This window comes from Pelosinus sp. IPA-1 (assembly GCF_030269905.1).
Classification (GTDB): Bacteria; Bacillota; Negativicutes; order DSM-13327; family DSM-13327; genus Pelosinus.
The window spans coordinates 344,228-367,477 of the sequence record NZ_BSVC01000005.1 but is presented as its reverse complement, the minus strand read 5'-3'; the positions used below and the strand labels follow the sequence as shown (position 1 = coordinate 367,477).

The 23,250-nt window shown below is 39.9% G+C and carries 20 protein-coding genes, 8 tRNA genes and 1 riboswitch; of the genes, 27 read left to right on the top strand and 1 reads right to left on the bottom strand.

Features of this window, described 5'->3' with window-relative positions:
- Positions 1-14 precede the first annotated feature (14 nt).
- Positions 15-656 carry a CBS domain-containing protein gene (locus QSJ81_RS14555; RefSeq protein WP_285718092.1) on the top strand — a complete coding sequence of 214 codons (642 nt, stop codon included), beginning with the start codon at positions 15-17 and terminating at the stop codon, positions 654-656.
- An 86-nt stretch (positions 657-742) separates the two neighbouring features.
- Positions 743-824: riboswitch (NiCo riboswitch) on the top strand.
- Positions 825-968: 144 nt separating this feature from the next.
- Entirely contained in the window at positions 969-1,874 is a 906-nt protein-coding gene (locus QSJ81_RS14550) for a cation diffusion facilitator family transporter (RefSeq protein ID WP_285718091.1), read from the top strand.
- A 183-nt stretch (positions 1,875-2,057) separates the two neighbouring features.
- Here QSJ81_RS14550 and QSJ81_RS14545 read toward each other — a convergent pair whose 3' ends face one another.
- Positions 2,058-2,768, bottom strand: a complete 711-nt coding sequence (locus QSJ81_RS14545) for a hypothetical protein (RefSeq protein ID WP_285718090.1) — start codon at positions 2,766-2,768, stop codon at positions 2,058-2,060.
- A 222-nt stretch (positions 2,769-2,990) separates the two neighbouring features.
- Between QSJ81_RS14545 and QSJ81_RS14540 the strand changes: the two genes are divergently transcribed.
- From QSJ81_RS14540 to QSJ81_RS14420, 25 genes are all read left to right on the top strand, one after another.
- Positions 2,991-3,827, top strand: coding sequence for a mechanosensitive ion channel family protein (locus QSJ81_RS14540; RefSeq protein WP_285718089.1), 837 nt, complete (start codon positions 2,991-2,993; stop codon positions 3,825-3,827).
- Positions 3,824-4,018 (top strand): DUF951 domain-containing protein, encoded by a 195-nt coding sequence (locus tag QSJ81_RS14535; RefSeq protein WP_285718088.1) that lies wholly within the window; start codon positions 3,824-3,826, stop codon positions 4,016-4,018. The genes QSJ81_RS14540 and QSJ81_RS14535 overlap by 4 nt, the downstream gene beginning before the upstream one ends.
- A gap of 101 nt (positions 4,019-4,119) precedes the next feature.
- The gene (ychF, locus tag QSJ81_RS14530; RefSeq protein ID WP_038674387.1) at positions 4,120-5,226 is read left to right on the top strand and encodes a redox-regulated ATPase YchF; all 1,107 of its coding nucleotides are present in this window, start codon (positions 4,120-4,122) and stop codon (positions 5,224-5,226) included.
- A 171-nt stretch (positions 5,227-5,397) separates the two neighbouring features.
- Entirely contained in the window at positions 5,398-5,682 is a 285-nt protein-coding gene (rpsF, locus tag QSJ81_RS14525; RefSeq protein ID WP_038674388.1) for a 30S ribosomal protein S6, read from the top strand.
- 18 nt (positions 5,683-5,700) lie between these two features.
- On the top strand, positions 5,701-6,111 hold the full coding sequence (locus QSJ81_RS14520) for a single-stranded DNA-binding protein (protein WP_285718087.1): 411 nt from the start codon (positions 5,701-5,703) through the stop codon (positions 6,109-6,111).
- Between the two features lie 15 nt (positions 6,112-6,126).
- Complete coding sequence (gene rpsR, locus QSJ81_RS14515) at positions 6,127-6,357, top strand: 30S ribosomal protein S18 (RefSeq protein WP_038674393.1); 231 nt, start codon at positions 6,127-6,129, stop codon at positions 6,355-6,357.
- Positions 6,358-6,504: 147 nt separating this feature from the next.
- A complete protein-coding gene (locus tag QSJ81_RS14510) occupies positions 6,505-6,822 on the top strand; it encodes a MazG-like family protein (protein WP_285718086.1) in 318 nt (105 codons plus the stop codon).
- 4 nt (positions 6,823-6,826) lie between these two features.
- Complete coding sequence (locus QSJ81_RS14505; protein WP_285718085.1) at positions 6,827-7,789, top strand: YybS family protein; 963 nt, start codon at positions 6,827-6,829, stop codon at positions 7,787-7,789.
- A gap of 40 nt (positions 7,790-7,829) precedes the next feature.
- Entirely contained in the window at positions 7,830-9,833 is a 2,004-nt protein-coding gene (locus tag QSJ81_RS14500; protein WP_285718084.1) for a DHH family phosphoesterase, read from the top strand.
- Complete coding sequence (gene rplI, locus QSJ81_RS14495) at positions 9,805-10,251, top strand: 50S ribosomal protein L9 (RefSeq protein WP_038674399.1); 447 nt, start codon at positions 9,805-9,807, stop codon at positions 10,249-10,251. Before QSJ81_RS14500 ends, rplI begins: the two co-directional genes overlap by 29 nt.
- A 62-nt stretch (positions 10,252-10,313) precedes the next feature.
- On the top strand, positions 10,314-12,242 hold the full coding sequence (gene lonC, locus QSJ81_RS14490; RefSeq protein ID WP_285718083.1) for a Lon family ATP-dependent protease: 1,929 nt from the start codon (positions 10,314-10,316) through the stop codon (positions 12,240-12,242).
- A gap of 24 nt (positions 12,243-12,266) precedes the next feature.
- Entirely contained in the window at positions 12,267-13,601 is a 1,335-nt protein-coding gene (gene dnaB / locus QSJ81_RS14485) for a replicative DNA helicase (protein ID WP_285718082.1), read from the top strand.
- Positions 13,602-13,835: 234 nt separating this feature from the next.
- Positions 13,836-16,499, top strand: a complete 2,664-nt coding sequence (locus tag QSJ81_RS14480; RefSeq protein WP_285718081.1) for a phosphoenolpyruvate synthase — start codon at positions 13,836-13,838, stop codon at positions 16,497-16,499.
- Between the two features lie 365 nt (positions 16,500-16,864).
- Positions 16,865-18,157, top strand: a complete 1,293-nt coding sequence (gene purB, locus QSJ81_RS14475) for an adenylosuccinate lyase (RefSeq protein ID WP_285718080.1) — start codon at positions 16,865-16,867, stop codon at positions 18,155-18,157.
- 103 nt (positions 18,158-18,260) lie between these two features.
- On the top strand, positions 18,261-19,547 hold the full coding sequence (locus tag QSJ81_RS14470; protein WP_285718079.1) for an adenylosuccinate synthase: 1,287 nt from the start codon (positions 18,261-18,263) through the stop codon (positions 19,545-19,547).
- A 35-nt stretch (positions 19,548-19,582) separates the two neighbouring features.
- Positions 19,583-20,509, top strand: a complete 927-nt coding sequence (gene hprK / locus QSJ81_RS14465) for an HPr(Ser) kinase/phosphatase (protein WP_285718078.1) — start codon at positions 19,583-19,585, stop codon at positions 20,507-20,509.
- A gap of 126 nt (positions 20,510-20,635) precedes the next feature.
- Positions 20,636-20,711: transfer RNA gene (locus QSJ81_RS14460), tRNA-Lys, on the top strand.
- A 6-nt stretch (positions 20,712-20,717) separates the two neighbouring features.
- A tRNA-Glu gene (locus QSJ81_RS14455) sits at positions 20,718-20,792 on the top strand.
- Between the two features lie 4 nt (positions 20,793-20,796).
- Positions 20,797-20,872 (top strand) — tRNA-Val (locus tag QSJ81_RS14450).
- A gap of 21 nt (positions 20,873-20,893) precedes the next feature.
- Positions 20,894-20,969 (top strand) — tRNA-Asp (locus QSJ81_RS14445).
- A 6-nt stretch (positions 20,970-20,975) separates the two neighbouring features.
- A tRNA-Phe gene (locus tag QSJ81_RS14440) sits at positions 20,976-21,051 on the top strand.
- 5 nt (positions 21,052-21,056) lie between these two features.
- A tRNA-Lys gene (locus QSJ81_RS14435) sits at positions 21,057-21,132 on the top strand.
- Positions 21,133-21,138: 6 nt separating this feature from the next.
- Positions 21,139-21,213 (top strand) — tRNA-Glu (locus QSJ81_RS14430).
- Positions 21,214-21,219: 6 nt separating this feature from the next.
- Positions 21,220-21,295: transfer RNA gene (locus QSJ81_RS14425), tRNA-Val, on the top strand.
- A gap of 168 nt (positions 21,296-21,463) precedes the next feature.
- On the top strand, positions 21,464-23,161 hold the full coding sequence (locus tag QSJ81_RS14420; RefSeq protein ID WP_285718077.1) for a methyl-accepting chemotaxis protein: 1,698 nt from the start codon (positions 21,464-21,466) through the stop codon (positions 23,159-23,161).
- Positions 23,162-23,250 lie beyond the last annotated feature (89 nt).

The window sequence follows — 23,250 nt, the reverse complement described above, 5'->3', positions numbered from 1 at the left end:
GTGGAGATGATAATATGTTTGTGGAAAGTAGAATGACAGCAAATCCCATAACCATTACTTCAACTACAACAATTGCTGATGCTTCAGAGATTATGCGCACTAATAAATTCCGTCGTTTACCCGTAGTAGATGGCGGAAAACTAGTAGGTATTGTTACTGACCGAGACCTTCGTGCAGTATCTGCATCTCCAGCCACGGCCTTATCCATCTTTGAACTGAATTACTTGTTAGCTAAAATGAAAGTAAAAGAGATTATGCAAAAACAAGTTATTACGATTAGTGCAGGTGCTACGGTGGAAGAAGCAGCTATCTTGATGTATAATCATCGCATCGGTGGCTTGGTAGTAGTAAATGATCAGCAGGTAGTAGCAGGTGTAATTACGGAAACAGATATTTTCAAAAGTTTTGTTGATATTATGGGGCTAGTAGAGGGTAAGACTCGCATCACTCTTGACGTAACAGATAAGATTGGATTGCTTCATGAAATTTCCGAAGTGTTCTTAGCAATGAACATTAATATCACAAGTATGGTTAGCTATGCCCTACCTGATGGAAAAATAGAAATGATAATACGCGCCGATATTGTAGATACAGACGACTTGGCAAAGGCATTAGAAGATAAAGGATATCCTATTAGTCATATTGTTCGTATCTAGTGAGAACTCAATCCTCCATCGTAGAGTGCTTTTTCCTTAAATTATGTGTAAAAATATTTACACATAATTTAAGGATGTGATACTATATTATATGGTAGGAACAGGCGGCCTAGATTTTGGCGCGGCCGGGCAGTAAGCAGCAGGTAAAGATAAATCTGCGGGACCTTAGGGTACCTGCAGATTTTTTTGTTTTGCCGCTAATAATAGATACAGTGAATTGAGTTGGTACGTTTCATAAGTAGTACGAATATTGTAATCTATATTAGGTTATAACAAAGAGGATCTGCTTATCCAAATTTAGGAGGTAATACTTTGGAGTATGTAGATAGTAATTTGAAGGAACGCACGGCTAGGCTATCCGTTATTTCCAACTCTGTACTTGTAATATTAAAGTTGCTGGTAGGATTCTACACTGGAGCCGTTAGTATTATTTCGGAGGCAGCTCATTCAGGTGTAGATTTGTTAGCTTCCATTGTTGCGTTCTATGCTGTACGTAAGGCAGATAAACCGCCTGACGGGAATCATGCTTACGGTCATGGGAAGTTTGAAAATCTATCAGGAGCTATTGAAGCCGTATTAATTGTGGCAGCAGCATTGTGGATTGTTTATGAGGCATGGGATAAGCTTCATAATACAGCGAAGCCAGAGTTCTTAGAATATGGTATTATCTTGATGGGGATTTCTATAGGAGTAAATTATTGGGTATCAGGTAAATTATTCAAAGTGGCGAAAGAGACTGGTTCACATGCATTAGAGGCCGACGCATTACATTTGAAGGCTGATATTTGGACATCAGTAGGTGTATTAGTCGGTTTAGTCATTATCCGAATTACGGGAATTTTTTGGTTGGATCCAATGATTGCTATTGTGGTGGCGGGTGTGGTATTTAAGGCTGGTTATGGCATGACAAAAAAGAGTTTATACGAATTAACGGACATTAGCTTACCAGCAGACGAAGAACAAACAATTATTGATGTAATTACTAGTCATAAGGAAGTTATCTCTTTTCATCAACTCAGGACGAGGCGTTCTGGAAGTTGGCGTTTGATTGATATGCATCTTATTTTATTTAAGGATATGCATTTGAATAAAGCCCATGCTGTATGTGATCTAATTGAAGCGGAGATTAAGGATAAACTTGGCCCCTGTGACGTAGTCATACACATTGAGCCTTGTGATTATCATGAAGAGTTAGGGCCTTGTCCTTTAGAAGAATAGTAAGATAGGAAAGAATTAGATTCTTTCCTATCTTTTTTACTGTAATTATGTAAGAGTTTTATCGATGACTAAACCGCTCTAAGACTCCTATCTTTTATAAGTGGGAGTTAAGAGCGCTAAGTCCCTGGATAAGAAGGGCTAAGATTCGGATGGAGTTAAAACTCCATCTGAATCAAGTCTTCTTTACCTGAATTTATGTAAATGCTTACAGCGCACACGACTGTCGGGAATCGTTGTTTTTGCAGAATCAAATTTCTCTTGCTCTCTAGGTTGTGATGCCGAATCGGCAGCTTCCTCAGAAGCTGGACGAATCTGATTGCTAACAAGTTGTGCAAGAGCAACGCCTATTACTTCTACAATATCTGAATAATTGGGCTGGGGTGTAGTTTTAGGTGGTGGCTGAGGAGGTCCCGTTGATCCAGTTGGAGTTGGCTCTATTGATGGGGGTTTTGGACAGACCACTTCGTTGCATTCTGGTAAACAGGAGTTTTTAGGATGACATCGTTCTAAAACCCTTCGTAGTGCTTCCATTTCAACCACTTGTTCGGCAGTATGGGCCGGTATATCTGTGGCAGTTGAGCGATTGGCGAGAAGACGAAATAGATCTACGGGGGCACAGGAAATTTGTAAAAATTCACTACTGAAAGCTATTTTGCAGCACAATAGTTCTAGAAAAATATCAATGATAGTACCTGCATTGTCGGCGCGTCTTACTGCTCGTTCAAAAACATCAGGACAGATTTCAGGTACACGGTGGATTTCCTCTGATGCTCCGACTAATAAGCGATAGGAACTAACAAGAGAGGAAAAGTTAGGTATGATTGCGTTTATGTCAGCTAATATTAAATCAATAATGGGTTGAGGATTTTGATTGGTACTGGAAGTAGTAGCCATAGACGTCGCCTCACTTTACCATTGGTGCAACATTATATGCGAATGATTAGGAAGTTGTGAATCGATGAAGGACTAGTTAACTTAAAGTTTTGCTGTATAGCAAGGAAAAAGGGTTTTTCAGAAGGATGTATAATATATTGGAATTATATAAAATCAAAGAAAGAACATTATAGAGTGTTAGACAATGTGTCGAAAATCTCTATGAAGGAAAGGAAGTGACATATGCCCATGTTGCTTACACCGGATTTTTTATTATTAGCTGGTAATAAAATAATGCGGATTATTGGAATTTTACTCGTAGCTGCGATCATCTTGAGGTTATTCTCCCTTGCTGTTAACCGGGTATTCATTCCCAATGTAGGGATTAAAGCCTTTCACTTTGATGAAAAGCGCGCTCGAACCTTTGGGGGATTATTACAAAGCATTGTACGTTATGTGATTTATTTTATTACCATTGTAATGTTATTGCAGGAGTTTAAAATTGATACCACCTCTATTGTAGCAGGTGCCGGAATTATCGGGTTAGCAATAGGTGTAGGGGCTCAGAGTTTGATTCGAGATTTTGTAACAGGTTTTTTTATTGTCTTAGAAAATCAGTTTGCAGTCGGAGATTATATTGTCAGTGGTGATATGGCAGGTACAGTAGAGGATATTGGTTTACGAGTTACAAAATTGCGGGATGGTAATGGAGTATTGCATATTATTCCTCATGGCGTCATATCTAGGGTCAGTAATTATACTAGAGGCCATATGCAAGCGGTGGTGAATATACCGGTATCTTATGAGGCTGATATCACTAACGTTTTATCCTTATTAGATCAAGCATGCGTTGCGATTGGTAAGGATATGATAGAAGTGATAGAGGGTCCTACGGTAGTAGGAGTTGTAGATCTTCGTTCACAGGAAGTAGTAGTTCGTGTAGTAGCTAAGACCGTACCGTTAGAACAAGGGAAAGTAGAGAATGCGCTAAGATACAAGATTAAAAGTTTATTCGATGAGGCTCATATTTTGCCTCCCGTACAGATGTTTAGAGGGCTAAAGGAGGAAGAGAATAAATGATCGTTCGTTACGAAGTTGGCGATATCGTTAAAATGAAAAAAAGTCATCCCTGTGGGTCAGACCGCTGGGAGATTACACGGACAGGAATTGATTTCGGCTTGAAGTGTATAGGTTGTGGACGTTATGTTTTAGTACCCCGTCCTAAGTTTGAAAAGGCTGTAAAAGAAATTGTTGAGCGTAAAGCTACCTAATTAAGGAATCTATAATGCTGAATATATATTGAAAATGCCCGAGGAATCATCTACAATAAGAAATACTATAAAAAAGATTGTGAATAAGGTGGAATAAATAAATGAGTACAAATTTAGAAGTAGGTATCGTTGGATTACCCAATGTAGGAAAAAGCACATTATTTAATGCAATTACGAAGGCTGGTGCGGAAGCTGCCAATTATCCTTTTTGCACAATCGAACCTAACGTAGGTGTAGTGGATGTTCCTGATGAAAGATTACCTCACTTGGTACAAATGTATAAAACGAAACGTTGTATCCCCACTGCTATGCGCTTCGTAGATATTGCAGGGTTAGTGAAAGGTGCATCTAAAGGGGAAGGGTTAGGTAACAAATTCTTGGCCCACATTCGTCAGGTGGATGCTGTAGCTCAAGTAGTACGTTGCTTTGTCGATGAGAATATTACCCATGTGGAAGGAGAATTAGATCCCTTACGTGATATTGAAATTATCAATACTGAATTATGCTTAGCAGATTTAGATACATTAGAGAAACGAATGGAAAGAGTGCAAAAGCTAATTAAAACAGGGGATAAAAAAGCACCAGGAGAGATGGCAGTACTTGTTAAGATTAAAGAACTGTTAGAACAAGCATTACCAGCCCGTCGCGTCGAAATGACGGAAGATGAGGCTATGCTTATTGGCGACCTGAATCTAATGACGTTAAAACCCGTATTATTTATTGCAAATGTTAGTGAAGACGAAGTAGCAAATGCAGATGAGAATGAATATGTAAAGATTGTTAAAAAGTATGCTCTTGAAGAGGGAGCGGAAGTAATCGCTGTTTCAGCTCGTGTAGAATCTGAAATCGCAGAACTTCCCGCGGAAGATGCAAAAGAGTTTTTAGCAGAACTTGGTTTAGCAGAATCAGGATTGGACAAGCTTATTAAAGCATCTTACAAACTATTAGGTTTGGTTACATTTTTAACTGCAGGTGAACAAGAAGTACGTGCATGGACCATCAAAAAGGGGACAAAAGCACCTCAGGCAGGCGGGAAAATTCATTCTGATATTGAACGCGGCTTTATTAGAGCTGAAATTGTTTCTTATAATGATCTAGTGCTTACAGGCAGCTCTAACGCCGCTCGTGAAAAAGGTTTAGTTCGTTTAGAAGGTAAAGAATATGTTATGCAAGATGGGGATGTTACCTATTTCCGCTTTAATGTTTAATTAAAGTAAAAAAAAGAGTGCTAAATATCGTTTTTTATTCTTGCATTGTTATAGATAGTAGTGATATACTATATCAGTCTAGGATAGCCTAGCGGGGTTTGAAAAAAGTATATTTACAAACCTTCCCTGCTCCCTTAAGGGAGCCATTAGTCCAGAGGAGGAGGTGATTTCGTGAGAAAGTACGAAGTCATGTTTATTGTTAAACCGTTGGATGAAGAAGCGACAAATGCGGTAATTACCAAGTTTGAAAACCTTATTAACAACAACGGTGGTCAAGTAGAAAAAGTTGACCGTTGGGGCAAAAAACGTTTGGCTTATGTAGTAAAAGACTTTACTGAAGGTTTTTACTGCTTAGTGAACTTTACAGCTGTACCAGCGACAATTCTTGAGCTTGATCGTATAATGAAGATTACAGAAGACATTTTGAAATTCATGATTATTAAGCAAGACGAATAGACCAGGGGGAATTACACCATGAATAAGGTTATAATAGTCGGTCGTTTGACTCGAGATCCAGAAGTTCGATACACCCAAACTGGTAAAGCGGTAGCTTCATTTAGTGTGGCAGTTGATACCGGCTATGGTGAGAATAAGCGTGCTGATTTTATTCCTGTAGTAGTATGGGATAAGCTGGCCGAAGTTTGTGGCAACAATCTTACCAAGGGTCGTCGTGTACTAGTTGAAGGACGTTTGCAAATTCGTGATTATGAAAAAGATGGACAAAAACGGCGTGCAGCGGACGTAGTAGCTCAAAACATCGAGTTCTTAGATACTAAACAAGCTGTAGGCAGTAACAGTAGTACGACTGGTCCTGCAAAATCATCCGGATATGATGTCAGTTCCTTTGGTACAGAGGTCTTCCCTGAAGAGGAAATTCCATTTTAAAGGGAGGTATTATCGGTGAAACGTGAAAGAGGAAGAAAACCTAAGAAAAAGATTTGCAGTTTCTGCGTTGATAAAGTAGAAACTATCGATTATAAAGAAGTTGGCAAGATTCGCCGTTACACTACTGAGCGCGGCAAAATATTGCCCCGCCGTATTTCTGGTAACTGCGCAAAACATCAACGTCGTGTTACTTTGGCAATTAAACGTGCACGTATTGTTGCATTACTGCCATTCACAGCAGAATAAAACAAAGGAGAGGTTATTTAACCTCTCTTTTGTTTTATTCTGAAATAAGAATGCTATTAACCTTCTTATATAGGGATATACTTTAGTAAATAGCAGGAAACAGCCTCTTGATTTGCGAATACTATTTAGATATATTAAAGGAGAGGAGTGGCTGTTTTGTTTTCGAATGAATCCGATATTTTACGCAAAATGCGTTTGATAGAATGGCTTAAGGCAGAGTTGATTACCCATATTGGACAATTATACCAAGCTATGGCGAAAAATAGTGAACAGGCTATTAGTGATGGGTTGGCAGCCGTAGTCGTGTCTTGTTATATATTGGCAAGGAGATTGGGGATTGGCTTTGATTCCTTAGATAAAGCTGTATTGCAAAAAGTAGAGCAAGATATAAAAAAAGAACGAGAAGTGGAGAAATGGTTTGGGGATTCTAGCGAATACCAACGACATCTTCGCAAAAAGGGGTGAATCAATGAGACAAACAAGACTAAGACCGATGGTAGAGGGTGGAATACTTTCGGGTATAGCCATACTTTTTGCCTTAATTAGTGCATATTTACCATTAATTGGACCCTTTGTAAATTTAATGTGGCCGGTACCTATTATTTTATTGGGTGTTCGCCATGGTTATAAATGGAGTATTATGGCTACCGTAGTAGCTGGCATCATGATTGCTTTGTTAATGCATCCTTTACACTCTCTTAGTGTAGTCGTTGGCTTTGGTTTAATTGGTATTGTTCTTGGTTATGCATTCCGAATGAATTTTAGTGCAGGTAAAACCATGTTGTGGGGAACAATTGCTTCTCTTATTTCAAAAGCAGCTTTATTAGGGATAAGTGCCATGGTTATCGGTACCAATCCGTTTACTATGCAGACGGATGTAATGGCTAATGCAGTAGAGCAAGCTGTAGAAATCTATCGAAACTTTGGCATGGGAGAGCAGGAACTGGCAAAAATAACAGAGTCTATGCAAACGATGATGGATTTGATGAAGATTATTTTACCGGCAGGATTTATCATGGCATCAGTACTTGATACTTGGTTAAATTTTTTAATTGCAAAAGTGGTGTTAAAGAAACTCGGACATCATGTCCCTGGGTTTCCACCTTTTAAAGATTGGTGTTTACCATATTATATTGTATATTTTTTCGCATTGTCTTTAGTTATGATCTATTGGGGCAATAGCAGAGAAATTATTTTATTATCTCAAGTTGGTATGAATCTGCAAGTAATGACCAGTATGCTCATTCTAGTGCAGGGACTGGCGTTATTTAACTACTTTGCCGATAAATACAATTTGTCAAGAATGGTCCGAGGGATTATACTGTTCTTGGTATTGACAAACGGTTTTCTGGCGCAGATCTTGATATTTGGTGGGGCAATAGACATGGTTATGGATTATCGGCGATTGCGGGGGCCTCAGTCCAAAGAATAATACATTGGATATGTTAGGTAGCCTTCAGGGAGGTTTATTTATGCCACAAGGTCCGTCTTTTTGGTTTGATACAAGAATTTATCTTGCTGTAGCGACAGCTTTGTTAGTGGTGATTATCTTTTACAACCCTTATGTGGCAGTTTTAGGGGCAATTTTACTAGGGTCCCTCTATCTATATGGGCGTGAGCGTCATATAGAGCGGCAAAAGGATTTGAATAATTACTTAGATACGATGAGCCATAGTATTGAGCAAGGAGCGTCCTATGCCTTAAAAAACTTACCGTTAGTTATGGCGATTATTGATCAAGAAGGAAAGTTATTTTGGTATAATGACGTGCTTAAAGAATGGTTTACAGAGGAATTAAAAATTGGCGAATCGATCTTGACAATATTTCCAGAATTACCTTTAGATAAGATCTGGGGAAAGTCTGGTCGCGAAGTATTCGTCGCGGAAGATAAATATTATCAAATGATCTATGAACCGGTAGATGATGGTATTGAAAATGAAGAGTTAATGATTGCCTATATTAGCGATATAACTGCTAGTGAGAAGGTAAAAGTAGAATGCATTGACTCTGTACCCGTTATGGCTTACATTCAGATTGATAATTATGATGATGTATTGCAAGGGTTAAATGAAAATCAGCGCACTTCTGTATTGGCGGAAGTCAATAAGCTTTTGGCAGAATGGGTAACGGAAAATGAAGCGGTGCTGAAAAAATATGCAGATGATATGTATATCGCCGTATTTAACCGTCAAAATTTAAACAAATGCTTACATGAGAAGTTTGATATCTTAGATAAGGTCCGCGCTATCCATGTAGGTAATAAAATACCGGTAACGTTAAGTATGGGGTTTGCTGCTGATGATTATTCAGTAGCACTATTGGGTGAAAGAGCCCAAGCTGGCCTTGATTTGGCACTAGGTCGTGGTGGTGATCAGGTCGCCGTTCATGTAGGAGGCAAGCTCCAGTTTTATGGTGGTAAGGCCAAAGCGGTAGAAAAAAATACGAGAGTAAAAGCTCGAATTGTGGCTCAGGCTTTGCGGGAAATCATTGAAGATGGTGACCTAGTACTAGTGATGGGGCACAATAATGAGGATTTTGATAGCTTGGGGGCTGCCATTGGTGTTGCAATTATGGCACGTCATTTAGGCAAAGATCTTCGCATCGTTGTCAGTCAGCCAGGAGTATCTTTAAACAAATTGAAGGAGATACTGGCGGATTATGAACAATACCAAGATATGTTTATTAGCTATACTCAGGCTCTTGGTATGCTCACTCCACGCACTTTGTTATTTGTAGTGGACGTTCATCACCCGGAATTGACTGCCGCACCAGAACTTCTTAGTCGTGTAGATCGAATCGTAGTGATTGATCATCATCGCCGTTCCGAAAAGTTCATAGTAAACCCTTTATTGGTTTATCTAGAACCATCGGCTTCCTCAACTTGTGAGCTGGTAACGGAGCTACTAATGTATTTTGATGACTACTTAGAATTTAATAAATTTGATGCAACTGCCTTATATGCAGGTATTATTGTTGATACAAAGCAGTTCGCCGTGCAAAGTGGGGTACGCACTTTTGATGCAGCCGCCTATTTGCGCAGATCTGGCGCTGATCCAGCCTTAGTGCGTCAAATGTTCCGCCTGGATTTTGATACAGTAAAGTCCCGAGCAGAAATTTTGAACCACGCAGAAATGTTACCAGGCGGTGTTGTAGTTGCCGATTGTCCTGCTAATATGAAAAATGGGCAAATTGTGGCAGCTCAGGTTGCAGATATGCTGCTTGGTGTGGAAGGTGTACAAATTAGTTTTGTCCTATTCTTCCTGGATGATGGTATTGGTGTTAGCGCTCGGTCGAATGGTAATTTTAATGTGCAAGTTATTATGGAGGAATTAGGCGGCGGTGGACACCAGACAGTAGCTGGTGCGCAAGTGAGAAGAGGAAATATGAAAGACGTAAAGCGCCAAGTCATTGAACTTAGCGCAAAATATATAGAGGAGAGTGCAGAAAATGAAAGTAATTCTACAACAAGAAGTTAAAAAATTAGGTAAAAAAGGTGAAATTATAGAGGTTTCAGAAGGGTATGCACGTAACTATTTATTGGCTCAAAAACTAGCAATTCCAGCAACCGCTTCTAATGTGAATAATGCCAGCCAGCAAAAAGCATCGGAAGAACGTAAATTGCAAAGAGCACTAGATGAAGCCAACCTTTTGGCAGCACAAATGGCAAAGGTTGAAGTAACGATTGGTGTCAAGATGGGAGAAGGCGGCAAGTTATTTGGTTCTGTCGCCAGTAAGGATATTGCAGATGCATTGCTGGCTCAGCATAAGATTGAAATGGATAAGCGGAAAATTGATCTGAAGGACGCAATAAAGTCTCTCGGTACATACCCTGTATCTATAAAACTACATCCTGAAGTCAGTGCCAAGATACAGGTTCATATTATTGCTAAGTAGCAGGAGCATTGGTTATGTATGTTCTTGCTTCCCTACAGAAGGGAATTAGAAAGGATTAGTATATGAAAAACTTTTTTAACAAGTTAATTCCTTATCGACGGGGGTTGAGTAAAGCAACCGTCGATGAACAATTGAAGCGTCAGGTATCGGCTTTATACGACATGTATTCTGGTGTGATAGGGTCTGATAAAGTGGTATTAAAGGCTGTAAAGTTAGATGCGATATCTTTAATGAACTCAGATAAAATAGGAGACCGAGTTTTGGCTTTGCAGAAATTGGTTTTCGAAGATCCAACGATTGAGAAAGTTCCTACACTACAAGAGATACCGCAAATCCTTGGAGAAGTAGAAGAAGAGCTAGCCGATGTAATGGCACGTCGAACGTTAGAAGACCGCTTGGATAAAAAAATTAATGAAAAAATGGAAGAACGCCATCAAGAATATGTTAGAGAAATTAAAATGCAAGTTCTCAAGGAAGAGGAAAATAATGTTGAGAATCCGCAAACGTTAAAAAAATATGCTTCTTTAGAAGTACTAGAACAAAAGAAACTGACGAAATCGGCAATGGAAATGACTCGCCCAAGTACTTTAGGTGAGATAGTTGGACAAGAGAGGGCAGTAGAAGCTTTAAGCTCAAAATTGGCATCCCCTTATCCTCAGCATCTTATTCTATATGGACCACCAGGCGTTGGTAAAACAACAGCTGCTCGTTTAGTATTAGAAGCTGCCAAGGGACTTAAGTTTACCCCATTTGCCAAGGATGCTCCGTTTGTTGAAGTTGATGGCACGACTCTTAGGTGGGACTCTAGGGGTATGACAAATCCATTGTTAGGATCTGTTCATGATCCAATATACCAAGGGGCCCGGAGAGATTTGGCAGAAACTGGAGTTCCTGAACCTAAGCCTGGTTTAGCGACGGATGCTCATGGTGGTATTTTATTTATTGATGAAATTGGTGAAATGGATGCAATGCTGCAAAATAAGCTGCTTAAAGTATTAGAAGATAAACGGGTTTCTTTTGATTCAGCCTATTATGATCCATCGGACCCAAATGTTCCCAAATACATTAAGAAGCTATTTGAAGATGGTGCACCTGCCGATTTTATTCTGATTGGTGCTACCACGCGCGATGCTTCTGATATTAATCCAGCGATTAGGTCCCGCTGTGCTGAGATTTACTTTGAACCGTTAACACCAAAACATATTGAAGAAATCGTCTATAACGCTGCCATCAAATTAGGTGTTACCTTAGATCCAGATGTCCCAGCTTTGATTAGTGAATACACAATCGAAGGTCGTAAGGCCATTAATATTTTATCAGATGCCTTTGGACTTGCTTTGTATCGAGAAGGAGAACGAGATACTGTAGTTATTACGAAGGAAGATGTCTACAAAGTAGTTCAGGTTAGTCGCTTAACGCCTTTTGTCAGTATGAAAGCTGGCGAGACTGGAGAAGTAGGCAAAGTCTTTGGCTTAGGTGTTTCTGGTTATCTTGGTTCCGTTATAGAAATTGAAGCGGTATCCTTTGCTGCAACAGAAAAAGGTAAAGGCCGTATGCGTTTTAATGATACAGCAGGCAGCATGGCGAAGGATTCGGTCTTCAATGCAGCAGCTGTAGTGCGAAAGATAACGGGAGAAGACTTAGCAAATTATGATATTCATATAAATATAATTGGTGGTGGACGTATTGATGGTCCATCAGCAGGTACAGGAATTTTGGCTGCTATTATTTCAGCAATTACCGGAAGAGCTATTAGACAAGATGTGGCAGTGACAGGTGAAATATCCATCCAAGGTAAAGTGAAAGCGGTAGGCGGTGTATTTGAAAAAGCTTATGGCGCAAAACAAGCTGGTGTCACTACCATGATTATTCCCAAAGAAAACGAGAAGGATATTCCCCAAGGACATTTGGGCTTAACGATTTGTCCCGTGGATGATGTAGAAGAAGCATTAGCGATTCTATTAATTGAAACGGAACAAAAAAGCGCATAAGGGTATGGGGGGAGGTAAAATTTATTGTTAGATAGAATACCACCACAGAACGTAGAAGCAGAGCAAGCGGTTCTTGGAGCAATGTTAATTGAGCGAGAGGCGATATCAAAGGTCGCTGAACTATTGCGGTCAGAAGATTATTACAGGGAAGCCCATCGATTGATTTACAATGCTATGATAGAACTCTTTAATAAAAATGATGCAGTAGATATGGTTACTGTGATTGAGTTTTTGCGTAAAGAAGATAAGCTTGAGGCAGCTGGGGGAATTGCATATGTAACCTCACTGGCAAACAGCGTACCTACGGCAGCAAATGTACTTTATCACGCTAGAATAGTAGAAGAAAAAGCCCTATTAAGGCAATTAATCAATGCAGCTACCAATATTGCTGGTATGGGATATGAAGGTAGTGAAGAAGTTACCGGCATATTAGATAGTGCTGAAAAAATGATATTGGCCGTCTCTAGTCGTAAGATGGGTGGAGACTTTACTCCAATTAAGAGCATTATATTTGAAGCCTTCAATAAAATTGAGCAGTTGTACGCATCGAAAGGCAGTATCACTGGTCTTGCTACAGGATTTAAAGATTTAGATCGATTAACATCCGGCTTGCAGCCCTCAGATCTAATTCTTATTGCAGCACGTCCCAGTATGGGAAAGACCGCCTTTGTTCTGAACATTGCTCAGCATATCGGCATTGCCGAAAAAAAGGCAGTGGCATTTTTCAGCCTAGAAATGTCGAAGGAGCAATTGGTACAACGTATGTTATGCGCTGAATCAGCTATTGATTCTCAGCGGCTTAGAATTGGCGAACTAGAAGCTAAGGATTGGACCAAACTGGTGAGCGGAGCCGATCGATTGTCCGCTGCGCCTATCTTTATCGATGATACTGCAGGTATTACGGTAATGGAAATGCGCTCAAAGGCGAGAAGGCTTAAAATTGAATATGATTTGCAACTAATTATTATCGATTATTTACAGCTAATGCAAGGGAGTGGCAAGGGTAAGGGCGGTGAGAATCGCCAACAAGAAATTTCTGAAATATCTCGTTCCCTAAAAGCTTTAGCGAGAGAAATTAATGTTCCGGTCATTGCATTATCTCAGCTCAGTCGTAGTGTAGAGTCTAGACAGGTAAAGAAACCGATGCTTAGTGATTTAAGAGAATCAGGCTCATTAGAGCAGGATGCTGATATCGTTGCTTTTTTGTATCGCGACGATTATTACAATCCAGATAGTGATAAGAAGAATATTACAGAAGTTATCATCGCGAAACATCGTAATGGCCCTGTAGACACAGTTCAATTATTCTTTCACAAACAATTTACCAAGTTTAGTGATTTATCTAAATTACCAGGGTAACGGGTGTATAATATTACCGCAAAATGGAATTATTCTATCAATAGATTGCGAAGTAATCGTAAATTTAATTTGCAGGTATGAAAAGGGAGACGAATTTTCGTCTCCCTTTTTTTCGGATATTAGGCCGTCCCTATGTATTGATGTAAGATAGCGCTAGAGGATATGCTTACTAGCCATTGGACAAGATATAATTACATATGACAGCACAGCCTATATAGGGAGGTATCGTTTGCTATGAGTCAATACGTACTTTATTTTGATCAAATAAATCGTTCCAGTTTGCCCTACGTTGGCGGCAAGGGGGCAAATCTTGGTGAAATGACCCAGGCTGGTTTACCAGTACCTGGTGGCTTTTGCATTACGACTTATGCCTATAGAGAATTTATTAAAACGAGTTCTCGAATGGAGGAATTTTTCGCAGCACTAGAAGCTAGTAATCCAGCTAATTTAGAACAACTAAGAGAATTGGGGGAAAGTATTCGTAGCCATTTAGAGAATTTAGCGATACCCATTCAAATAAGAAATGCCGTAATTCAAGCAGTAAATAAACAGGGACTAGATTATTCCTATGCAATTCGTTCCAGCGCTACTGCCGAGGATTTACCAAATGCCTCCTTTGCGGGACAGCAGGATACCTATTTGAACATCAAAGGCAAGGATGAAATTCTAGAACATGTCCGCAAATGCTGGGCTTCTTTATTTACCGATCGAGCCATTGCTTATCGTGCCAAAAATGGTTTTGACCATAGGGATGTCTATCTATCAATTGTTGTTCAGCAAATGGTTACTCCTGATATTTCTGGGATTATGTTCACAGCCGATCCTGTAAATGGAAATCGTACCGTGACTTCTATCGATGCAAGTTTTGGTTTGGGAGAAGCCCTTGTATCTGGTATGGTATCTGCTGACCTGTACAAAGTCAAAAATAAAACTATTATTAGCAAAAAGATAGCACAAAAGAAACTCGCTATTTATCCGCTGCCCGAAGGTGGTACCTTTACAAAAGAGTTACCACCAGCACAGCAAGAACAGCAAGCTCTAACGGATCAGCATATTATTAAACTTGCTGCATTAGGAAAAAGAATTGAAGAGCATTATGAAGTGCCGCAGGATATTGAATTTTGTTTGGCAAAGGGTGAATTTTATATAGTGCAGAGCCGTCCTATTACGACTTTGTATCCCTTGCCAGATATTCCAAAGCAACCTGTGAGAGTGTTACTATCTTTTGGTCACGTTCAAATGATGACGGATGCTATGAAACCTCTTGGTTTATCGGTTTTAAGGACGGTATTTCCAGCTAATATATTCGTAGAAGCAGGAGGAAGAATTTTTCTTGATCTTACGAAGGTGCTCTACTATAAAATAGTACGTAGTATCTTCCCAAAAATCGTAACCAATGCTGATGAAGCTATGAGCCGAGCTTTAGATGTCGTTGTCAAACGTGAGGAGTTTCTTGCAGGACATCATCCAGCAGAAAAAAATGGTCTTACCTTCATTCACAAAATAGTAGGACCCCTTATCAAAAAAGCGTGGTACAATCTTCGAAAAAGTGATCCGAAAATAACTAAACTTGTAATTGAAAAATTTATGCAAAATAAAGTAGCTCAGACAAAGGAAGCGCTTAGCACAGTAGAGGGAGCGCAACGTATAAGAGTAGTACAGCAGCAGTTGGAGACCATTTTATATCCTGACATTATGCATGGAATTCTTCCTTACATTGTTCCAGGAATTATTGCACATGCCTTATTGGGAAAAATTCTTGTTCGGATGTTTGGCAGTAAAGCAGATCTTAGTAAGTTAAACATGTCCCTGCCAGGAAATGTTACCAGCGAAATGGGTTTAGAACTGGGCGATCTGGCAGACCTTCTTCGTGAGTTTCCTGAAGTTCAAGAATATTTAAAGACTGCGCAGGATCAAACTTTCTATTTGGGGTTTACTGATCTGGCGGGAGGAGAGACTTTTAAAAGTGCCTTTGAGAGTTTTATTGCTACATATGGAATGAGATGTGCTGGTGAGATTGATCTGACCAATCCCCGATGGAATGAAGAACCAACGCAATTGATGTCTGCATTGTTTAGTCATATACAGAGTGTCAAGCCAGGTGAACACCGGCTTCGGTTTGCTGAAGGCGAAAAAGAAGCGAAAGAGGCTGCTCAGCGTATTCTAAATTCTGCAGAGGGAAACTACTTTAAAACAAAGTTAGTGTCCCGCCTAATTAGCGTATTTCGGAATGTCGGAGGGCTGCGGGAACACCATAAATTTTTATTAGTCACAGTTATGGGCGAATGTAAAAAGGCAATTATGGCAGAAGCAAATGAGCTGGCCCAAAAAGGAGTTTTGGAAAAGGCGGAAGATGTCTACTTTTTAAGCTTAGAGGAATTAATTCAAGTACTAGAAGGTGAATGTATCGAGAATGTTTCTGAAAAGCTTACTAAGCGCAAAGAGGAGTATCAATGGCACCAAAAATTAAAACCACCGAGGGTAATGACAAGCGAAGGCGAGATTGTTATTGTTCCTCCATATAGAGGCAATATTCCAGAGGGAACATTAGTGGGCAGTCCAGTATCAGCTGGAGTCGCTGAGGGAATTGCTCGCGTCATTCTAAGGGCAGAAAATGCTGTTTTACATACAGGTGAAATTCTTGTTGCGCCCCATACCGATCCAGGTTGGACCCCTTTATTTCAGTCTGCAATTGCAATTGTCACTGAGGTGGGAGGTTTAATGACTCATGGGGCAGTCGTTGCTCGCGAATATGGTATTCCAGCAGTAGTGGGGGTGGATGATGCAACAATGTTAATTAAAGATGGAGATAAGATAAGGGTAAATGGTGATCAAGGATTTGTGGAGATTTTAGAGCGAAGCGGTAAGACCATCGTAAATCAAGAGTTGAAGAAATAAAGATTTGCCAGAAACCAGGTCTAAACTTCTCTAGCTGTAAGTGGGATTCAATTATAATGCGTAGATCGAGTATCGATTTCCTCAAAAAACCCGAACAATAAAAGGTCAAAATGAGAAAACATTCGATAAAGTCATTGACACGATAACTACCAAGTGCTATGATATGTAAGGGAAAAAATCTAGATTTGAACTTCTGAATGTCCTCTATGACTATTATGAGTGAATTTCTTGATCTAGGGCAAAATAAAAAGGCATTTAATTTATAAACAACTTATCAACAAAGTTATCCACAGTTTGTTGATAACTAATGTAGATAAATTTATACATAAATAGTACCTACTATGATTTGAAGGAGAGAATGTAAGATGATTACTCGTTATACCTATCCTGAAATGGGACGTATTTGGACTGAAGAGAATGAATTTCAAACCATTTTAAAGGTTGAAATCCATGCAGCTGAGATTATGGGAGAATTGGGGCAGATTCCAGCAGAAGCCGTACCAGTAATTCGTGATAAAGCTAAATTTTCAATGAAGCGTTTAAGAGAGATTGAAGAAGAAACACATCATGATATATTAGCATTTTTGCAAGCCGTTGCTGAAAACGTTGGTGATGAAGCCAAATATATTCATAAAGGGTTAACCTCCACAGACGTAAAAGATACAGCATTAGGATCTATGATGAAAGAAGCATCTGACATTATACTCGCAGATTTAGAGGCTTTCCGCCAAGTTTTACGTCGCCGGGCAGCAGAACATAAAAATACGGTTATGATTGGCCGTACCCATGGTATCCATGCGGAACCCATTACATTAGGGCTTAAATTTGCATTGTGGTTAGATGAGACGGAACGAAATATTGAACGTATGAAACGCGCTAAAGAAACCGTTTCTGTTGGTAAAGTGTCAGGAGCAGTAGGTACATATGCGAATATCGATCCTGCCGTAGAAGCTTACATCTGTGAAAAAATGGGCATAAAACCTGCAAAATTGGCAACTCAAGTTATTCAAAGAGATCGTCATGCTGAGTTAATGACTACCTTAGCTGTAATTGCCAGCTCCTTAGATAAATTTGCGACCGAGGTTCGTAACTTACAACGGACAGATATACGAGAAGTAGAAGAATATTTCCACCCAGGCCAAAAAGGATCCTCTGCAATGCCTCATAAACGCAATCCAATTACTTGTGAGCGCGTAGCTGGCCTAGCACGGGTAGTACGAGGGAATGCAGTCGCTGCTTTAGAGAATGTATCTTTATGGCACGAAAGAGATATTACTCATTCCTCTGTAGAACGTGTGATTTTGCCTGATAGTTTTGCATTGGTAGATTATATGTTGAAAAAGTTTACAAACATTGTCGACAAATTATTAGTGTATCCAGAAACTATGCAAGCAAATATTGAAAAAACAGGCGGACTTATTTTCAGCCAGCGTATTTTATTGGCACTAGTAAGTAAAGGCGTAGTAAGAGAAGATGCTTACCGCTGGGTACAACGCAATGCCATGGCCAAATGGATGGAAGGTGCCGATTTTAAAACCAATATTACCAAGGATGAAGACGTTAAGAAATATTTATCACCAGAAGAAATTGACGCTTGTTTTGAGTACTCCTATTATCTTCGCCATATTGACACCATCATGGCTAGATTTGGTTTGTAGATAATAATTTTTATAGAAAATAGGTCAAGAATTCAGGTACATTAAACATAAGCATTTAATTCTTGGCAACATTATTTAAAAAAGATGGGAAGGGTGATTTTTTATGCCAGCAGTAGTAGTTATGGGAACCCAGTGGGGCGACGAAGGAAAAGGTAAGATTGTAGATTATTTAGCTGAGAAAGCAGATGTTGTTGCTCGTTATCAAGGGGGAAATAATGCAGGTCATACTGTAGTTGTAGAAGGAAAAGAATTTAAACTTCATTTATTGCCTTCAGGAATTTTATATAAAGGGAAAACTTGTGTTGTCGGTAATGGTGTGGTTATTGATCCAGAAGTTATGCTCAGAGAAATTAAAGGCATGCAAGAGAAAGGGATCGATACTTCAGGACTTAAGGTTTCTAATCGTGCTCATGTGATTATGCCTTATCACCGCTTATTAGATGAAGCAGAAGAAACCTATCGTGGAGATCACAAAATCGGCACGACGAAACGCGGCATAGGTCCATGTTATATGGATAAAAACTCGCGTTGTGGTATTCGTGTAGTTGATTTGTTAGATGAAGAAGAATTCTCGGAAAAATTAAAACGTAATTTAGAAGCCAAAAATCATTTACTAAAAGCAGTATATGGTGTAGATGGTTTTGATTATGAGACGGTAAGAAAAGAATATTTAGGTTATGCAGAAGAATTACGTTCTTATGTATGTGATACATCTGCAACACTTAATAAAGCGATAAAAAATGGCGAAAAGATATTATTTGAAGGTGCGCAAGCAACTATGCTGGATCTTGACCACGGAACCTATCCGTATGTTACTTCTTCTCATCCAATTGCTGGTGGAGTATGTGTAGGAGCTGGAATTGGACCTACGAAAATCAACACAGTGGTTGGGGTAGTAAAAGCGTATACGACTCGGGTAGGAGAGGGCCCATTTCCTACAGAATTATTTGATGAAGTCGGTGACCACATTCGTGAAAAAGGTCATGAATATGGTACTACAACAGGCCGTCCACGTCGCTGTGGTTGGTTAGATGCCTGCGTAGTAGGTTATGCGGGACGTCTAAGCGGTATTGACTATATGGCAATTACTCGTTTGGATATTTTGGATGAATTAGCAACATTAAAAATATGCGTTGGTTATAAATATAAAGGTGCGGTAATGGATGAGTTTCCTGCTAGCTTAAAGGTATTAGCAGAGGTCGAAGCAGTTTATGAAGAACTTCCTGGCTGGCAAAGTGATACAACTAGCATTCGTGATTATAAAGACTTGCCATTAAACGCACGTCGTTATTTAGAACGTTTGAGCGAAGTAGCAGACATTAAGCTTGGTATTGTCTCCGTAGGACCTGGAAGAGAACAAACCATCATAATGCATGAAATTTTCGAATAGAAATCAAATATAGTAGCGATAGGTAGGTGATAAAAATGCCGAATTTGTTGTTAAAAGAAATTGCTGATTATTTTTGTCTTACTGCAGTGGATAAGGATTGCGTTCTTGATGGCCCTGTTAAAGTACCTGATATTAATCGGCCAGGACTTGTTTTGGCTGGATATTTACAATATTTCGATGAGCAGCGTATTCAAGTAATCGGCACAACAGAAACAGCATTTTTAGACACCCTGCCTATAAATGTAGCAGATGAACGGTGGCATGCGTTTATTAAGTTACATTTTCCTTGTTTAATTATAACCCGTAATATAGAATTACCCGAAGCATGGCTGCAAGTGGCGGTAAGCCGTCAATTACCAGTTTTTCGGACTCACTTACCAACAACACGTTTCATCGCGTTGTTAACGGATTACCTAGAACGTAGACTAGCGCCAAGTGCTACCATTCATGCAGTGCTGGTTGATGTGCATGGGGTAGGTACTTTGATTATTGGTGAAAGTGGCATTGGAAAAAGTGAAACAGCATTGGATCTTATCAAACGCGGTCACCGTTTAGTAGCAGATGACGCTGTAGATGTAATTCGCAGCGGTGAAGATGTACTCACTGGTAGTGCACCCGAAGTATTGCGTCATATTATGGAAGTTAGAGGACTCGGAATTTTAAATGTGAGAGCATTATTTGGTATTGGTGCAGTAAGACCAAGCCAAAAGATAAACTTAGTTATTCGTCTAGAAGAATGGCAACAAGGCAAAGCCTATGATCGGCTAGGTCTTGAAGAAGAACATTATGAGATTCTAGGCGTCGGATTACCATGTAAAACAATTCCAGTGCGCCCAGGGCGAAACTTATCGAATATTATTGAGGTAGCTGCGATGAATTATCGTCTAAATAAATTAGGATATCATGCTGCCGAAGATTTTATTGAAAAGCAGAGGAAATTTTGCCTATCTGATGATCAATAATTACAAAAACAAATACACACTTTTCTTATTGCAAACTAATTTATTATAAAATCCATTAAAACCAACAATAAACTAGTTGACAATAAGAACGGATTGCTATATAATCATATCTTGTGAGAGCGACGTGGTTCACTAGCTCAGTTGGTAGAGCACCTGACTTTTAATCAGGGTGTCCCGCGTTCGAGCCGCGGGTGAGCCACCATTTTACGGCCCGTTGGTCAAGCGGTCAAGACACCGCCCTTTCACGGCGATAACGGGGGTTCGATTCCCCCACGGGTCACCAATACGGGCGATTAGCTCAGCTGGGAGAGCGCCTGCCTTACAAGCAGGATGTCGGCAGTTCGATCCTGTCATCGCCCACCATTTAGTTCTTACAATTAATATGGCCCAGTAGTTTAGCGGTTAGAATGCCGCCCTGTCACGGCGGAGGTCGTCGGTTCAAATCCGATCTGGGTCGCCATTACTTGCCGCGATAGCTCAGTCGGTAGAGCAGAGGACTGAAAATCCTCGTGTCGACAGTTCGATTCTGTCTTGCGGCACCATTTCTGGTTCACTAGCTCAGTTGGTAGAGCACCTGACTTTTAATCAGGGTGTCCCGCGTTCGAGCCGCGGGTGAGCCACCATTTTACGGCCCGTTGGTCAAGCGGTCAAGACACCGCCCTTTCACGGCGATAACGGGGGTTCGATTCCCCCACGGGTCACCAAAATATGGGCGATTAGCTCAGCTGGGAGAGCGCCTGCCTTACAAGCAGGATGTCGGCAGTTCGATCCTGTCATCGCCCACCATATTTGTAACATGAGCCTCATGCGTTTAGCATGAGGCTTTTTAGTATATAAAGTGATATTTTGTCTAAAAAGGGAAATGTTTGAAGGAATATAAAGATAAGGCATAGAATGTACTAATAAAATGGAAAATAATGAGTTTTCCGATTTTTTATAAAGGTGGAGGTTGTTATGGATAAAAAAAGAATGCCGATTGTAATGCAACTTACGGGTATGTTTATTTTGGTCATTATTCTATTAGTATCTATCTTAAGCTTTACTGTGTTTAAATTGAGGGATAGTGGACAAGTAACTGAAGCAATAGTAAAGCATACCGTCACAAGGGGAAATCTTGTTAAATCCGGACAATTGGAATTTACCGGAGCCCTTTTAGATATGCGAGGGTATTTATTCTATCCAGACGGTGCTGCCTATGAACAGGGATACCGAGATAAGATAAAAAAGAGTAGCGAACTGGTAAAAAAGTATGATAGCATGTCTACAATGGGTGATACAAAAGTCGAAGGGGAAAAACTAGCAAAATTAGTTGATGATTATGTAGTACTTGGTGACAAAGTAATTGCGGGCAAGAAAGCAAAAGATCCTAATTTAACCAACCTTACAACACAGGGACGGCAGTTGGTAAAAGAGATTGAGGATCAATTTGCTAAAGTTGATCAACTGCAGCAAAAGTACCTAGATGAGAGGAGTTCCACATTACTTGCTGCGACAAGTCAAGATGGAATTATTGCCTTGGCGATCAGCAGCATAGTTTCTTTATTGGTGATTGTACTAGCCGTATGGTATAGTCGGAATTTGGCAAAACGCCTCAGAACTATCAGTGCTGAACTAGCTGAAGTTGGCAACCTTAATCTAACAGGAAAAGATGTGTATCCTACGCGCAATGACGAAATTGGTGATATGGGTCTTATCATTATTGAAATGAAAAAAGCCCTTAAAGGTTTCGTCTCTCAGATTGTTGGCAGTAGTCAAGTTTTAACCTCGACAAGTGGACAACTAAGTGACTCTGTTAGCGAACAATTGAGGGCGGTAGAAACAGTCGCAGAAAGCGTAACCAATATTGCAGCAGGGGCATCTCAGAATGCCGATAACATTAGTAATATTTCTGCAACCATGGAGGAAATATCCGCAAGCTCTGAAGAAATCAATGCGAGTACGTCTGAAGTCAGTACCAGCGCTCAAAATGCAGTCAATGAGGCTGCCAAGGGCATGGAAATGCTTACACAGGTAGTTGCCCAGAATGAATCAATTAACCAATCTATGAGTGAAATTACAATTGTTACAACGAAATTGGATCAAGGCTCTGCAAAAATCAAAGGAATTGTTGATTTGATTAATAGTATTGCCGCGCAAACAAATCTTCTAGCACTAAATGCCGCGATAGAAGCAGCACGTGCTGGTGAAGCTGGTCGTGGTTTTGCAGTGGTAGCCGAAGAAGTGCGTAAGTTGGCAGAACAAAGTGCTGGCGCAACTGACGAAATTGCTAAAATTATACATAACATGGGTAACGAAATAAACTTTGCTGTCACTACAGTTGAAAAAGCCAACAAAGAGGTAGAAAAAGGGCAAAACTCTACTATTACAACACAAAAAGGCTTCCATGTAATTATTGAAAAAATGGAAGCGGTAAAAGAAGGGATTACTCATATTGCAGCAGCTGTAAATGAAACTTCCCAAGGAATTCAAACAGTAGTAAGCAGCGTGGAGAACATTAGTGTGGTTGCTAATGAAACCTCATCAAGCTCTGAGGCTGTAGCTGCATCAGCAGAAGAACAAACAGCTGGCATGCATGAAATTGATACCAATGCTGCAAGGTTAGCTCAATTGGCAACTGAAATGATGGATATTGTTAAAAAATTTAAAGTGTAGAAAGATATTCAAGTTTGAATACTACAAAATAGGAACTTCGCCAATCTTTGGTGGAGTTCCTATTTTGTAGGTAAAGTATACTTCAAGAA